Origin of the sequence: Halorubrum sp. CBA1125 (assembly GCF_009742825.1) — an archaeon.
Taxonomy (GTDB): domain Archaea; phylum Halobacteriota; class Halobacteria; order Halobacteriales; family Haloferacaceae; genus Halorubrum.
Genome location: NZ_WPCE01000064.1, coordinates 1 through 14,432 on the forward strand (window position 1 = coordinate 1; position 14,432 = coordinate 14,432).

14 protein-coding genes and 3 pseudogenes are annotated in these 14,432 nt (G+C 67.5%); 14 read left to right on the forward strand and 3 right to left on the reverse strand.

Annotated elements, in window-relative coordinates; all coding sequences use genetic code 11:
* Positions 1 to 411, reverse strand: a 411-nt coding sequence (locus GJ633_RS07760; protein WP_156588363.1) for a MinD/ParA family protein, incomplete at its 3' end; no start/stop codon positions are given.
* A gap of 178 nt (positions 412 to 589) precedes the next feature.
* Here GJ633_RS07760 and ahaH point away from each other — a divergent pair.
* The 12 genes and pseudogenes from ahaH to cysS all read left to right on the forward strand — a co-directional run bounded on the left by ahaH (position 590) and on the right by cysS (position 12,192).
* Positions 590 to 946: an ATP synthase archaeal subunit H gene (ahaH, locus tag GJ633_RS07765; protein ID WP_156588364.1), complete on the forward strand. Its 357-nt coding sequence runs from the start codon at positions 590 to 592 to the stop codon at positions 944 to 946.
* Positions 947 to 950: 4 nt separating this feature from the next.
* Positions 951 to 3,151: pseudogene (locus GJ633_RS07770) on the forward strand (V-type ATP synthase subunit I).
* 200 nt (positions 3,152 to 3,351) lie between these two features.
* The gene (locus GJ633_RS07775; protein ID WP_156588365.1) at positions 3,352 to 3,603 is read left to right on the forward strand and encodes a hypothetical protein; all 252 of its coding nucleotides are present in this window, start codon (positions 3,352 to 3,354) and stop codon (positions 3,601 to 3,603) included.
* A gap of 22 nt (positions 3,604 to 3,625) precedes the next feature.
* Entirely contained in the window at positions 3,626 to 4,204 is a 579-nt protein-coding gene (locus tag GJ633_RS07780; protein ID WP_156588366.1) for a V-type ATP synthase subunit E, read from the forward strand.
* The gene (locus tag GJ633_RS07785) at positions 4,201 to 5,247 is read left to right on the forward strand and encodes a V-type ATP synthase subunit C (RefSeq protein ID WP_156588367.1); all 1,047 of its coding nucleotides are present in this window, start codon (positions 4,201 to 4,203) and stop codon (positions 5,245 to 5,247) included. Before GJ633_RS07780 ends, GJ633_RS07785 begins: the two co-directional genes overlap by 4 nt.
* Positions 5,244 to 5,573 carry a V-type ATP synthase subunit F gene (locus tag GJ633_RS07790; RefSeq protein ID WP_156588368.1) on the forward strand — a complete coding sequence of 110 codons (330 nt, stop codon included), beginning with the start codon at positions 5,244 to 5,246 and terminating at the stop codon, positions 5,571 to 5,573. The genes GJ633_RS07785 and GJ633_RS07790 overlap by 4 nt, the downstream gene beginning before the upstream one ends.
* A 1-nt stretch (position 5,574) precedes the next feature.
* Positions 5,575 to 7,353: an ATP synthase subunit A gene (locus GJ633_RS07795; protein ID WP_156588369.1), complete on the forward strand. Its 1,779-nt coding sequence runs from the start codon at positions 5,575 to 5,577 to the stop codon at positions 7,351 to 7,353.
* A 2-nt stretch (positions 7,354 to 7,355) separates the two neighbouring features.
* Positions 7,356 to 8,774, forward strand: coding sequence for a V-type ATP synthase subunit B (locus GJ633_RS07800; protein WP_156588370.1), 1,419 nt, complete (start codon positions 7,356 to 7,358; stop codon positions 8,772 to 8,774).
* A gap of 130 nt (positions 8,775 to 8,904) precedes the next feature.
* A complete protein-coding gene (locus tag GJ633_RS07805) occupies positions 8,905 to 9,606 on the forward strand; it encodes a V-type ATP synthase subunit D (RefSeq protein WP_156588371.1) in 702 nt (233 codons plus the stop codon).
* A gap of 116 nt (positions 9,607 to 9,722) precedes the next feature.
* Positions 9,723 to 10,124 (forward strand): DUF6276 family protein, encoded by a 402-nt coding sequence (locus GJ633_RS17745; protein ID WP_321168966.1) that lies wholly within the window; start codon positions 9,723 to 9,725, stop codon positions 10,122 to 10,124.
* 180 nt (positions 10,125 to 10,304) lie between these two features.
* Positions 10,305 to 10,580 carry a hypothetical protein gene (locus tag GJ633_RS18495; RefSeq protein WP_394351140.1) on the forward strand — a complete coding sequence of 92 codons (276 nt, stop codon included), beginning with the start codon at positions 10,305 to 10,307 and terminating at the stop codon, positions 10,578 to 10,580.
* Between the two features lie 104 nt (positions 10,581 to 10,684).
* Positions 10,685 to 12,192 (forward strand): annotated as a pseudogene (gene cysS, locus GJ633_RS07815) (cysteine--tRNA ligase).
* Between the two features lie 359 nt (positions 12,193 to 12,551).
* Here the strand turns inward: cysS and GJ633_RS07820 are convergent.
* Both GJ633_RS07820 and pheA read right to left on the reverse strand, forming a co-directional pair.
* Positions 12,552 to 12,923, reverse strand: a complete 372-nt coding sequence (locus GJ633_RS07820) for a hypothetical protein (protein WP_156588372.1) — start codon at positions 12,921 to 12,923, stop codon at positions 12,552 to 12,554.
* A 258-nt stretch (positions 12,924 to 13,181) separates the two neighbouring features.
* A complete protein-coding gene (gene pheA / locus GJ633_RS07825) occupies positions 13,182 to 13,988 on the reverse strand; it encodes a prephenate dehydratase (protein ID WP_156588373.1) in 807 nt (268 codons plus the stop codon).
* A 108-nt stretch (positions 13,989 to 14,096) separates the two neighbouring features.
* Between pheA and GJ633_RS07830 the strand changes: the two genes are divergently transcribed.
* Together GJ633_RS07830 and GJ633_RS07835 are read left to right on the forward strand one after the other, a co-directional pair.
* The gene (locus GJ633_RS07830) at positions 14,097 to 14,279 is read left to right on the forward strand and encodes a DUF5786 family protein (RefSeq protein ID WP_156588374.1); all 183 of its coding nucleotides are present in this window, start codon (positions 14,097 to 14,099) and stop codon (positions 14,277 to 14,279) included.
* 4 nt (positions 14,280 to 14,283) lie between these two features.
* Positions 14,284 to 14,432 (forward strand): annotated as a pseudogene (locus GJ633_RS07835) (DUF99 family protein); the annotation flags it as partial.

The window sequence follows — 14,432 nt, forward strand, 5'->3', positions numbered from 1 at the left end:
GAGCAGCGTCGCGTCCGCGAGCCCGAGCGGGAGCGTCGAGTCGTGCGAGAGCCCGGCGCCGGCGTCGACGAACACGAAGTCGGCGTCGTCGAAGGCGTCGACGACCGTGCCGAGCTCGGAGGGGTCGGCCGCCGCGTACGCGTCGAGGTCGACCGCGCCGGGGACGACGCGGAGCCCGACCGGCGTCTCGTGGACCGCGTCGGCCGGCTCCGCGCGTCCGGCCAGCACGTCGTGGATCGTCGTCTCACCGGGCTCGACGCCGACCGCGCCCGCGAGGTTCGCCATGCCGATGTCGGCATCGATCGCGACGACGTCGGCGCCGGACGCCGCCAGGACCGTCGCCACTGCCGCGGTCGTGGTGGTCTTCCCGACCCCACCCTTCGCCGACGCGACCGCATACACCGTTGCCATACCGTGAGGGTCCGGCGACGGCTACTTAAATGTAGGCGGCAGCGCCCTCGCACGGCCCGGGAGCCCCGTCGTCGCCCGTATTCGATTCTGTCCGTATTCGATCCCGACCGCGCCACTCCCCCGCGTACTTTCGCAAACACCTTATACGTCGCTTGTAGAGTTTCAGGCGATTAGTAGCATGGCGAGACCAGAGGTGCTCGACCGGATCAAGCAGGCTGAAACGGAAGCGGACGAGATCATCGCGGAAGCCGAATCGGACGCGGACGAGCGCCTCGCCGAGGCTCGTGAGCGCGCGGAGGAGATCCGCGCGGAGGCCGAGGAGGAGGCGGAATCCGAGGCCGAGGAACGGCTCGAAGCGGCCCGAGCGGAGATCGAGGAGCGCCGCGAGGAGATCCTCGAGTCGGGTCGTGCCGACGCCGACGAGCTCGAGCGCGAGGCCCGCGACCGCGTGGAATCGGCCGTCGACTACGCCGTCGAGCGATTCGAGGAGGCGGTGACACAACAGGCCGAGGAGGCGGTGGATGCTCAGGCCTGAGCGGATGAGCAAGGTGTCGGTGACGGGCTCGAAGCGCGTCATCGACGACGTCATCGAGGCGGCGTACGCCCACCACTCGCTGCACGTCACGGACTACGACGAGCGCTACGAGGGATTCGAGCCCGGCTCGTCGCTCGAGGGCGCCGAAGCGGTGAACGAGCGGCTCGTCACCGTCCGGGCGCTCGAGAGCATCCTCGACGTCGACGACGCGGACGTCGTCCCGCGGCGCATCGACGACGACGAGATCGCGGCCGAGCTCGCCGACGTGCGCGACCGCGTCAACGAGCTCGACGAGCGGCACGACGAGCTCCGGTCCGAGATCCGCGACCGGCAGGAGGCCATAGACCGGATGGAGCCGTTCGCGGACCTCGGTATCGAGCTCGACCTCCTGCGCGGTTACGACTCGCTGGAGGTCGTCGTGGGGGAGGCGAAGCCCGACGCGGTCGAGGCGACGCTCGCGGACGCGACGCGATCGACGCGTTCGAGGTGTTCGCCGGCGGCGACGTGGTGGCCGTGTTCGCGAGGCCGGCCGCCGACGCCGAGGACGGCGCCCTCCAGGACGCGCTCGTCGGCGTCGATATCGCGATGCTCGACGTGCCCGACGCCGACGCCAGTCCGAGCGAGTACGTCGCGGAGCTCGAACGCGAGCGGGAGGAGCTCCGCACGGAGATCGAGTCGGTCGAGTCGGAGCTCGAATCGGTGAAAGAGGAGGCGGCCGACTTCCTCTTGCGCGCCGAAGAGCAGCTCACGATCGAGGCGCAAAAGAAGGAGGCGCCGCTCTCGTTTGCGACGACGGAGAACGCCTTCGTCGCGGAGGGGTGGGTCCCGACCGACTCCTACGAGGCGTTCGAAGCGGCCATCACCGACGCCGTCGGTGACCACGCCGAGGTCGAAGAGCTCGAACGGGCCTCGTTCACCTCCGACGGCGACCACCACACCGAGGCGGTCGCCGACGGCGGGTCGAGCGGCGGAACGGTCGACGCGTCCGCGGACGACGACGCCGACGCGGAGCGCGAGACGGCCACCGACGGCGGCCACGCGACCCACGGGAGCGACGACCCGCCGGTCGTCCAGGACAACGGGAGCGCCGCGGGCCCCTTCGAGCTGCTCGTGCAGGGGTTCGGCCGGCCGCGGTACTCCGAGCTGGACCCGACGCTTCTGGTCTTCCTCACGTTCCCGCTCATGTTCGGGTTCATGATCGGCGACGTCGGCTACGGCGTGCTGTACGCCGCCATCGGGTACTTCCTGTACACCAACTACGAGGGAACCTTCCGCGAGATGGGCGCGGTCGCGATGTGGGCCGGCGGCTTCACCGTCCTGTTCGGGATCTACTTCGGAATCGACGTGTTCGGGTACCACGCCTACCAGCTGCTCGGTATTCACTGGCCGGTCGCCGGGAAGGGACTCTCCCCGGCCGACCTCAACTGGGCGCTGTCGTTCCTCGTCGTCAGCGTGCTGTTCGGCCTCGTTCACCTGAACGTGGGGTACGTGCTCTCGTTCGTGAACAACTACAAACAGCACGACCTGACCCACGCGATGTACGAGAGCGCGTCGTGGCTGCTGCTGCTCAACGGCGCGTGGCTGTGGATCTTCAGCCAGCACCTCCCGGGACCGAAGCCGGCGTTCCTGTTCGACTCGGTCTCCGTGCTCACGTTCGGGGCGGTGTCGTTCGGCGGGTTCCCGGTCGTTCTCGGCTACGTCGGTCTCGCCGCGGTGGCGCTCGGCGTCGTCCTGCTCGCGGTCGGTGAGCCGGCCGAGCTCGCCGAGGTGCTCTCGCCGATCGTCAACGTCATCTCGTACGCCCGGATCATGGCGGTGCTGCTCGCGAAGGGCGGGATGGCGCTCGCGGTCAACCTGCTCGCGTTCGGGGCGTACATCGGCGAGGGCGGCGACGGGAGCTTCCACTTCATCTTCACCCCCGGCTACCTCGAGTACGTCCAGAGCCACCCGGACTCCTACGAGCTCGTCTTCGCGGGGCTGACGACCGCGTTCGAGCCGAGCCTCGTCGGGGTCGTCGCGCTCGTGGGCGGTATCCTCGTCGCGGTGGTCGGCCACGTGGTCGTCCTCCTGCTCGGCGTCACGTCCGCCGGCATTCAGGCGGTGCGTCTCGAGTACGTCGAGTTCTTCGGGAAGTTCTACCAGGGCGGCGGCAACCGGTATCTGCCGTTCGGGTACGACCGGCAGTACACGGCCGAGGACCGGTAGCGTCGCTCCTCGGTTCGTCGCCGCCGCGCTGACTCTCCGCGGTCGGGCCGTCGCACCGATCTCGAGGATCGAATATCCCCGAAGAGCCGCCGCTGTGTTGCGTCTGTATTGGGTCGTCGTTCGATCGTTTTGGGAAGCTTTATGACCACTGTGGAGGCAAATGGCAACTGTTCGGAGACGAGCAACCGCAACTACTACCAATGCTTGAAGCTACCAACGAAGTCGGGAACGTCGCACTGCAGGCCGGTGGAACGCTGACCGATCCGAGCGCCGCGGCAGCCCTCGCGGTCGGGCTCGCGGCGCTGGGTGCTGGCTACGCGGAGCGCGGTATCGGGTCGGCCGCCGTCGGCGCGATGGCCGAGGACGAAGACCTGTTCGTCAACGGGCTCATCCTGACCGTCCTTCCGGAGACGATCGTCATTCTCGCGCTCGTCGTCGTCTTCATCGTCTGAGCGGCACCCTCCCTTTCACACAATGAGTTTGGACACTGTCGTTGAGGACGTTCGAGACGAAGCCCGCGCGCGTGCAGAGGAGATACGCGAGGCGGCCGAGGCCGAGGCCGACGAGATCGTCGCCGAGGCCGAGTCGGACGCCGAGCGGATCCGCGAGGAGCGGCTCGCCGAGGTCGAGCGACAGATCGACCAGGAACGCGAGCAGGCGCTCTCGTCGGCCAAGCTCGAGGCCAAGCAGCGCCGGCTCAGCGCCCGTCGGGACGTCTTAGAGGACGTCCGCGACGAGGTCGAGGCGGCGATCGAGTCGCTCGACGACGACCGGCGTCGCGAGCTGACCGAGACGCTGCTCGACGCGACGCTCGCGGAGTTCGACGACGACGAGGACGTCGCCGTCTACACCCGCCCCGAGGACGTCGATCTCCTCGAAGAGCTCGTCGCGGACCGCAACGCCGAGGTCGACGGGGAGATAGACTGCCTCGGCGGCGTTGTCGCGGAGAGCGACACCTCTCGCGTTCGCGTGAACAACACGTTCGACTCGGTCCTGGAGACGGTCTGGGACGACGAGTTGAAGAACATCTCGGAGCGACTGTTCGACCAATGAGCGCCGTCGGGAGCTCGAACCCAGAGTACGTCGTCGCGCGGGTTCGTGCCCGCCGCGGCAGCCTCTACGGCGACGAGGAGTACCGCAAGCTGGTCCGGATGGGTCCCTCGGAGATCGCCCGGTTCATGGAGGAGTCGAGCTACGGCGCGGAGATCAACGCGCTCGGGAGCCGCCACGGCGGCGTCGACCTCATCGAGTACGCGCTGAACCGGAACCTCGCGGAGCAGTTCGACGCCATCTTGGACTGGAGCGAGGGAACGCTGTACGACCTCGTCGCCCGGTACCTCCGGAAGTTCGACGCCTGGAACGTCAAGACGGTCATCCGCGGCGTCTACACGGACGCGGACCAGTCCGACGTCGAGGTCGACCTGATCCGCGCCGGCGAGTTCGCCGACCGGCGGATCCGCCGCCTGCTCGAGGCGGACTCGATCGAGGCGGTCATCGAGGTGCTCGAAGACACGATCTACGGCGACCCGCTCCGGGAGGCGTACGCGGAGTACGAGGAGACGGACGTCTTGGTACCCCTGGAGAACGCCGTCGACCGCGCGTTCTACGAGCGGCTCCTGTCGGGGCTTCCGGACGACGAGCCGACCCAGCAGTACGAGGCGTTCCTCAAAGCCGAGGTCGACTTCCGGAACGCGGCGAACGCGCTCCGGCTCGCCCGATCGGGCGCGGACATCGACCCCGCGGCGTACTTCATCGAGGGCGGCGACCTCTTCACCCGAGAGTCGCTCGCGCGGCTCGCCCGCAACCTCGACGAGCTCGTCGAGTACATCGCGGACAGCCAGTACGCCGACGAGCTCGGTCCCGCGCTGCGCGAGCTCGAGGAGGCAGACAGCCTCATCGCGTTCGAGCACGCGACCGACGCGGCGCTCTTGGCATACGGCGATCGGCTCGGGACGGTCCACCCCGTCTCCGTGACCCCGGTGATCTCGTACATCCTCGCGAAGGAGCGCGAGGTCGAGAACATCCGGGCGATCGCCCGCGGCAAGGAGGCGGGCCTGTCGGCCGACGAGATCGAATCGGAGCTGGTGATAACATGAGCCAGGAGATAGCGGTCGTCGGGAGCCCGGAGTTCACTACCGGCTTCCGGCTCGCCGGCGTCAGAAAGTTCGAGAACGTCCCGGACGACGAGAAGGACGAGCGGCTCGACGCCGCCGTCGAGCGGACCCTCGACGACGAGGAGACCGGCATCATCGTGATGCACGACGACGACCTCGACCACCTCTCGCGGGGGACCCGCGAGGCGGTCGAGGGGAGCATCGAGCCCGTACTCGTGACGCTCGGCGGGTCCGGCGCCGGCAGCGGCGGGCTCCGCGACCAGATCAAACGAGCCATCGGGATCGACCTGATGGAGGAGGACGACTAACATGAGCAAAGCAGAATCCACGGAGACCACCACAACCGAAACCGGTGTCATCCAGAGCGTGAGCGGTCCGGTCGTGAGTGCCCGCGACCTCGACGCCCGCATGAACGACGTCGTCTACGTCGGCGACGAAGGCCTCATGGGGGAAGTGATCGAGATCGAAGGCGACATCACGACCGTTCAGGTGTACGAGGAGACCTCCGGGGTCGCCCCCGGCGAGCCCGTCGAGAACACGGGCGAGCCGCTGTCGGTCGACCTTGGTCCGGGAATGTTGGACGCCATCTACGACGGCGTCCAGCGTCCCCTGGACGTGCTGGAGGGCAAGATGGGAAGCCCCTACCTCGACCGCGGGGTCGACGCGCCCGGCATCGACCTCGAGGAGGAGTGGGAGTTCGAGCCCACGGTCGAGGAGGGCGACGAGGTCGGCCGCGGCGACGTCGTCGGCGTCGTCGAGGAGACGGTCACCATCGACCACAAGGTGATGGTGCCGCCGGACGCCTTAGACGAGGACGAGACGACCGAGGTCACCGCGATCGAGTCGGGGACGTTCGACGTCACCGAGACGGTCGCAGAGCTGGCCAACGGGACCGACGTCTCGATGCACCAGGAGTGGCCCGTCCGCGAGGCGCGCCCCTCCGAGAACAAGAAGACGCCCCGGACGCCGCTCGTGTCCGGCCAGCGCATCCTCGACGGCCTGTTCCCCATCGCGAAGGGCGGGACGGCCGCGATTCCGGGGCCGTTCGGCTCCGGGAAGACGGTCACGCAACACCAGCTCGCGAAGTACGCCGACGCCGACATCATCGTGTACGTCGGCTGCGGCGAGCGCGGCAACGAGATGACGGAGGTCATCGAGGACTTCCCCGAGCTGGAGGACCCGGCCAACGGCAACCCGCTGATGGCCCGCACCTCGCTGATCGCGAACACCTCGAACATGCCCGTCGCGGCGCGTGAGTCCTGTATCTACACGGGGATCACGATCGCCGAGTACTACCGGGACATGGGGTACGACGTCGCGCTGATGGCCGACTCCACCTCGCGGTGGGCGGAGGCGATGCGCGAGATCTCCTCGCGGCTCGAGGAGATGCCGGGCGAGGAGGGGTACCCCGCGTACCTCGCCGCCCGGCTGGCGCAGTTCTACGAGCGAGCCGGCTACTTCGAGAACGTCAACGGGACGGAGGGGTCTGTCTCCGCGATCGGCGCGGTGTCGCCGCCCGGCGGCGACTTCTCCGAGCCGGTCACCCAGAACACGCTGCGCATCGTGAAGACGTTCTGGGCGCTCGACGCGGACCTGGCCGAGCGCCGGCACTTCCCGTCGATCAACTGGAACGAGTCGTACTCGCTGTACAAAGACCAGCTCGACCCCTGGTTCCAGGAGAACGTCGCCGAGGACTGGCCCGAGAAGCGCCAGTGGGCGGTCGACGTCCTTGACGAGGAGACGGAGCTGCAGGAGATCGTCCAGCTCGTCGGGAAGGACGCGCTGCCGGACGACCAGCAGCTCACCCTGGAGGTCGCCCGCTACCTGCGCGAGGCGTACCTCCAGCAGAACGCGTTCCACCCGGTGGACACCTACTGTCCGCCGGAGAAGACGTACCTCATGCTGACGACGATCGAGACGTTCAGCGACGAGGCGTTCGACGCGCTCGAGGCCGGCGTGCCGGTCGAGGAGATCACCGACACCGAGTCGGCGCCGAAAATCAACCGCATCGGGGTCCAGGACGACTACGAGGAGTACGTCGCGGACCTCAAAGCGGAGATCACTGAGGAGCTCCGGAGCCTCTACTGACAATGAAAGAGTACCAAACTATCACCGAGATCAGCGGCCCGCTGGTGTACGCCGAGGTCGACGAGGCGATCGGCTACGACGAGATCGTCGAGATCGAGACGGCACAGGGGGAGACGCTGCGCGGACAGGTGCTCGAATCCTCGGAGGGCGTCGTCGCCATCCAGGTGTTCGAGGGCACCTCCGGTATCGACCAGAACGCGTCCGTCCGCTTCCTGGGCGAGACGATGAAGATGCCCGTCACCGAGGACCTGCTCGGGCGGGTCCTCGACGGCTCCGGCCGGCCGATCGACGGCGGCCCGGAGATCGTCCCCGAAGAGCGGCAGGACATCGTCGGCGCGGCGATCAACCCCTACTCCCGGGAGTACCCCGAGGAGTTCATCGAGACGGGCGTCTCCGCCATCGACGGGATGAACACCCTGGTCCGGGGCCAGAAGCTCCCGATCTTCTCCAGCTCCGGGCAGCCGCACAGCGAGCTGGCGATGCAGATCGCCCGCCAGGCCAGCGTGCCCGAAGAGGAGGAGGACGAGGAGGACGGCTCCGAGTTCGCCGTCATCTTCGGCGCGATGGGGATCACCCAGGAGGAGGCCAACGAGTTCATGGAGGACTTCGAGCGCACCGGCGCCTTAGAGCGCTCCGTCGTCTTCATGAACCTCGCGGACGACCCCGCCGTCGAGCGGACGGTCACGCCGCGGATGGTCCTGACGACGGCCGAGTACCTCGCCTTCGAGAAGGACTACCACGTCCTCGTCATCCTGACGGACATGACCAACTACTGCGAGGCGCTCCGCGAGATTGGGGCGGCCCGCGAGGAGGTCCCGGGTCGCCGGGGCTATCCCGGGTACATGTACACCGACCTGGCGCAGCTGTACGAGCGCGCCGGTCGGATCCAGGGGCGCGAGGGCTCCGTGACCCAGATCCCGATCCTCACGATGCCCGGCGACGACGACACCCACCCGATCCCGGACCTGACCGGGTACATCACGGAGGGGCAGATCTACGTCGACCCGGACCTCAACAGTCAGGGGCTGCAGCCCCCCGTGAACGTCCTCCCGAGCCTCTCGCGGCTGATGGACGACGGGATCGGCGAGGGGCTCACCCGCGAGGACCACGGGGACGTCTCCGACCAGATGTACGCGGCGTACGCGGAGGGCGAGGACCTGCGCGACCTCGTGAACATCGTCGGCCGCGAGGCGCTCTCCGAGCGCGACAACAAGTTCCTCGACTTCGCGGACGCCTTCGAGACGGAGTTCATCGACCAGGGCTTCGACACCAACCGCGACCTCGAGGAGACGCTCTCTATCGGCTGGGACCTGCTCTCGATGCTGCCGAAAGAGGAGCTCAACCGCGTCGACGAGGAGTTCATCGAGAAGTACTACCGCGAGGAAGACTCCGAGCGGAAGGTCGTCGAAGCGGCCGACTGACCGCCCACGTTCTTTTTGCGCCCGCCGGCCCCCGAGACCGGATCGCCAGGGAGCGGCCGCTGGAGCGGCTCGCCGGCATCTCGCCGAACAGTAAAAGGTTAACAGGCTCGGTTCTCTACGTTCCCACAAGATGGCCAAGGACGTCAAGCCGACGCGCAAGAACCTGATGGCGATCGAGGACCGCATCGAGCTCTCCGAGCGCGGTCACGACACGCTCGAACAGAAGCGTGACGGCCTCATCATGGAGTTCATGGACATCCTCGACCAAGCGCAGGACGTCCGGTCCGAGGTGACCGAGAACTACGAGACGGCCCAGCGCAAGATCGACATGGCCCGGGCGATGGAGGGCGACGTCGCGGTCCGCGGCGCGGCCGCGGCGCTCAAAGAGCACCCGGAGATCACGACCCAGTCGAAGAACATCATGGGTGTCGTGGTCCCGCAGATCGAGTCCTCGAAGGTGAAGAAGTCGCTCGACGAGCGGGGGTACGGGCTGCTGGGTTCCTCCGCACGCATCGACGAGGCCGCCGACGCGTACGAGGAACTGCTGGAGTCTATCATCCTCGCCGCCGAGGTCGAGACGGCCATGAAGAAGATGCTCTCGGAGATCGAGACCACGAAGCGCCGCGTCAACGCCCTCGAGTTCACGCTGCTCCCCCGGCTGTACGAGAACCAGGAGTACATCGAGCAGAAGCTCGAAGAGCAGGAGCGCGAGGAGATATTCCGGCTGAAGAAGATCAAAGCGAAGAAAGAAGAAGAGGAGAAAGAGGAAGCGGCCGCCGAGGCGGCGGCAGCCGAGACCGACGCGGTCGAAGAGCCCGAGGCCGCGGACTGATCTCCGTCCGCGATCCGACCCTCTGCCATCCGACCCCCTGCCGATCCGCGCTCCGTTTCCGCGTCGGCGACCGGTCTACCCGTCGTTTTTTCTCCGTTCCGTTCCTGTCACCGCCCGTGACCTGTCCTCACTGCGACGCCGCCGTCGTCGCCTTCGTCGTCCCGTCCGCGCTTCGCGAGCACGCGCCGGCGTCGGAGGCGGCGATCTGTACTCGTTGTCTGCGGACGATGGCGGTCGACGAGATCGAGGGGACCGACGCGATCGACGTAGCACCGGCCGAGTCCGCCGACTTCGCGGCGATAGACCGCGCGTTTCCGAGCGGCGAGGCCGGCGTCGCGCTCGCGCTCGTCTGCGGGCACCTGGAGTCGCTCGCGCGCAACCGCGACTCGGTCGAGGCGCTGATCGAGCACGCAGAGCGGAAGGGTGCCGACGTCTTCGCCTTCCTCGGACGGCTCGACGCGAGCGAGGCCGCGTTCGACCTCGACCGCCGGCGCGCGGCGCTGCTCGACCTGATCTGAGGGTTCGACTCCGGCCCGATCAGCGGTCGACGCGTCCGGGTCGTTCCACTCGTCGCCGTCGCTCACGTCACCGCCGTTCCCGTCGCCCTCGCTCCCATCTCCCTCGCACCCGTCGCCGCGTCCTCCGTCGCGGGCCGCGGTGCCGGCAGGGCCGAGCGGCGCCTCGCCGCGGCGGGACTCGTGGACCGCGAAGCCGGCCTCGCGGCGCTCACCGCCGCCGGCGTAGGGGTCGGCGGCGGGATCGTAGTCCCGTTCGTCGCGCTCGAAGAGGTAGGCGAAGAAGCCGAACAGCGGGACGAAGAAGGCGATCGCGGCCCACTTCCGGCGGCTCATGCCGCGTTTGGGGGCGTCGACGTACGCGTACGCCGCGAAACCGGCGAGCCACGCGAGCGGGACGCCGAAGAGGATAGCGGCGACGAGCGGTTCCATACCGACGCTTCACCCCCGTCGACATAAGCGCCCGGGGCGAGTTCGGGACGGCGACCGGGTTCGGGCAGTTGGGCCGACCGCACGCCGACGATCCGACGATTTGAAGCGACCGCCCGGGCAACGGGGCGGTAATGAGCCTCGTCGTTACCGACACCCTGGCAGACGAGCGCGTCGAGTTCACGGCCGACGGCGACGTCACGCTGTACGTCTGCGGGCTGACGGTGTCGGACGACCCCCACCTCGGGCACGCCCGGCTGTGGTTCCACGCCGACGTGCTCCACCGCTGGCTGGCGTCCCTCGGGTACGACGTCCGGCACGTGGAGAACGTCACCAACGTCAACGAGAAGATCACGGCCCGCGTGGGCGAGCACGACGAGTGGACCGCGGAGCGCGACGTGGCCGAGGCGTTCACCGCCACGACGTTCGACGCGATGCGCGGGCTGAACCTGAAGCGCGCGGAGGTGTACCCCCGCGTCACGGAGCACGTCCCGGAGATCGTCGACCTCGTCGAGACGCTAGTCGAGAAGGGGTACGCCTACGAGTCGAACGGCTCCGTCTACTTCGACGTCACGAGCTTCGAGGGGTACGGGAAGCTCTCGAACCAGTCGGTCGACGAACTGGAGGCGCAGGGCGAACCGGACGAGCGGAGCGAGAAGCGCAACCCCGCAGACTTCGCGCTGTGGAAGGCCGGCGGCGTGAGCGAGGCGGCCGCCCGCGAGCACGCGAAACACGACCACGGCGACGAGACGCCGTCCGGCGAGACGTGGGAGTCGCCCTGGAGCGAGGGGCGACCGGGGTGGCACGTCGAGTGCTCCGCGATGTCGACGACGCACCTCGGCGACACCCTCGATATCCACATGGGGGGGCGCGACCTCGTCTTCCCGCACCACGAGAACGAGATCGCCCAGTCGGAGGCCGCGACCGGCGACCGGTTCGCCCGCCACTGGCTCCACGTCGGCCTCCTGGAGATGGAAGGCGAGAAGATGTCCTCTTCTATCGGCAACTTCTGGACGGTGCCGGACGCGCTGGAGGAACTCGGCGTCAACGTGATCCGGACGTTCTACGCGGGCGCGGCCTACCGCTCCGAGCAGGCGCTCACCGAGGAGACGATCGCGGAGGCCGAGGAGCGCTGGGAGCGATTCTCGCGGACCTACGAGCGCGCGGTCGACGCGCTCGACTCGGTCGACGCCCGCGCGAAGGCGGCCGACGAGGACCTCCGCGAGGCGGTCGAGACGGCCCGTTCGGACTTCGAGGCGGCGATGAACGACGACCTCAACCTCCGGGAGGCGACCGCGGCGCTCCTCGAGCTCACCGACGCCGTGAACCGTCACGTCGACGCGGTCGACGGGGCGCAGGCGGCCGCCGACGGTTCCCGAGACGCCTACGACTACCGCGGGCTCCGGGAGGCGGTCGAGGCGTCGAGGCGCTCGGCGGCGACGTGCTCGGACTCCAGTTCGACGCCGAGAGCGACGGCGACGTCGAGCTGGCCGGCGAGCTGGTCGAGCTGGTTCTCGACGTCCGCGAGGCGGAGCGTGAGGCCGGGAACTACGAGCGCGCCGACGAACTCCGCGACGCGCTCCGGGAGGTCGGCGTCGAGATCGAAGACGGCCCGGACGGGGCGACGTATCGGTTCGAGTGACTCGCCACGCGGATCCCGTACGGTCGAAGAGACGGTCGAATTTGCTGTGCGGTGGCGTCGCCGGCGACGAGGCTGAGGAGACGTGAGGTGCGGGGCGGTCGGGGTGAGGGCTTTGCCGGTGTTCTCCGCGCCAGCGACGATGCACGACCGATCGACTGGAGCTTTGCGGGTGGTTCTGCGTCCGAAAAATCGACTAGCCGAGCGGTGAGGTTGTCATAGAACGCTTCACAAAGGCATCTGTTCACACATTACCGGCGAATACGTTAGAAGAACCCTGCGTATTCAGCACTCTTACACCGATACAAGTACTATGAGACCCGTTCAAATACGCGGTTAATCCGCGTCGCAGTCCCCCGCCACTACCGGGTCGTCTCTTGCTGGGGAGTCGTTGATGTGCCCAGCGTTCGGAGGTATACCTGCCCACTGACGTATCCCACTATGACCGCCACGAAAAGGAGTACCGGATAGACTGCAACGATGGCTACCCACCCAATATCAATCGAGCGGATGATTTCGAAGCGTCCCGTCGTGAGGCCCATCCAGACGACGTACAGGAAGTATAACACCGATAGTGAGACACCGCTCGCGATGAAACACCACGTTGATTTCTCAAACTCAGTCAGATCTGCATCGACATTGGCGGTGTAGGTCACCGTTTGCAGACTGATGAATCCCGGCACTAAACAGAGGACTGTGTAGATGGCATTGACTGCGAGGTCGGGGAAGGTCATCGTGTCGGCTTCAGCTGCCGGCGGCATTTCTTTGCCACCGGGTGTGCGAGTCAATCGGCCGTGGTTGCCTTATTCTTGACCGCTGACCGCTCCATTCGGGAATCGCCATATATGGATCTGTAGGTTGTGCTGTGTTAGCAATTACTATCCGCGGCTGACAGAAACGATCTCGTCTGTGGGTACCCCCTTGCTGAATAGACGCTCTGTATTGAGCCAATCGACGGAGCGAAGAACGGGTGTGAGGACTATGACCGCGTACTACTCCAGCACGTGCTCGGTGTCGTACGAGCCGAGCACGCGGACCCACCCGCCGTCGGCGATCTCCTCGACGTCCTCGACGGCCGCCGCCATGTGGTCCTCGTAGAGCCCGGCGTCGACGTCGAAGTGGAAGAGGTAGTCGCCGAGCCGCTCGCCGCTCGGGCGCGACTCGATGCGCGAGAGGTTGAGGTTGCGGTCGGCGAAGGCCTCCAAGAGTTCGAGGAGGAGGCCGGGGTAGTTGGCGTTCGGGTAGACGATGAGCGTGGTCTTCCCGCCGGCGTCCGAGCGTGCCGACGCGGGCGCGACGACGAGGAACCGGGTCGCGTTCGAGGTCTGGTCCTGGATGTCCTCGGCCAGTATCTCCAGGTCGTCGCCGGCGTTGTCCGGGTGACCGATCCCCGCGACGCGGGCGTCCTCGCGGGCGCGTTCGACCCCGCGAGCGGTGGACGCCACGGCCTCTAGCCCCGCGTCCGGGTAGTATTCCTCCAGCCAGTTGCGGCACTGCGCGAGCGCCTGCGAGTGGCTGGCGACGATCTCGAACTCATCGTCCTGTGCAAGCAGCGCGTGGCGGATCGGCGTGACGATCTCGCGGGTGACCGCGACCTCGTAGTCGGCGAGGGCGTCGAGGCTCTCGGAGACCGAGCCCTCGATGCTGTTCTCGATGGGGACGACGCCGCGTTCGAACTCCCCCGACGAGACGGCGTCGACGATAGCGGTGACCGACTCGCGGAACGACACCTCGGCGGCGACGGCCCGCGCCGCACGGTGTGAGTACGTGCCGGCGGGACCGAGCGTGACGGCGTTCATCGGAGAGACGTACACCAGCGCGCGAGAAAAGCGTGCGGGGTCTCCGACGGAGCGATCCGACCATCGGCCGGGGATTTATTTGTGGGGGTCCGTTAGTATCTCACACAGATGGGCTTCGGGAGTTACGACGAATCCGAACAGGAGAACCAGGACCTGGACGCGGATTTCGACGACGAAGACGGAGTCCGAGCGGCAGAAGAGTCACACGAGGGGTCGGTCCACTACGAGCCGGGCGCGTCCAACGACGAACTGCTCGACCGCCTCCAGGAGATCAAATCGGAGGAGACGTAGTCGGGTGGACCCGCCGAGTCGGACGCTCGGTATCGCTTTCTCCGACGGCGACCGCACCAGTCGTCTCGCCGGCGCCGTGGTCACCGCCGACGGCGTCTTCGACGGTCTCGGCTTCGAGCGCTGTGCCGTCGGCGGGACCGACGCGACCGACGC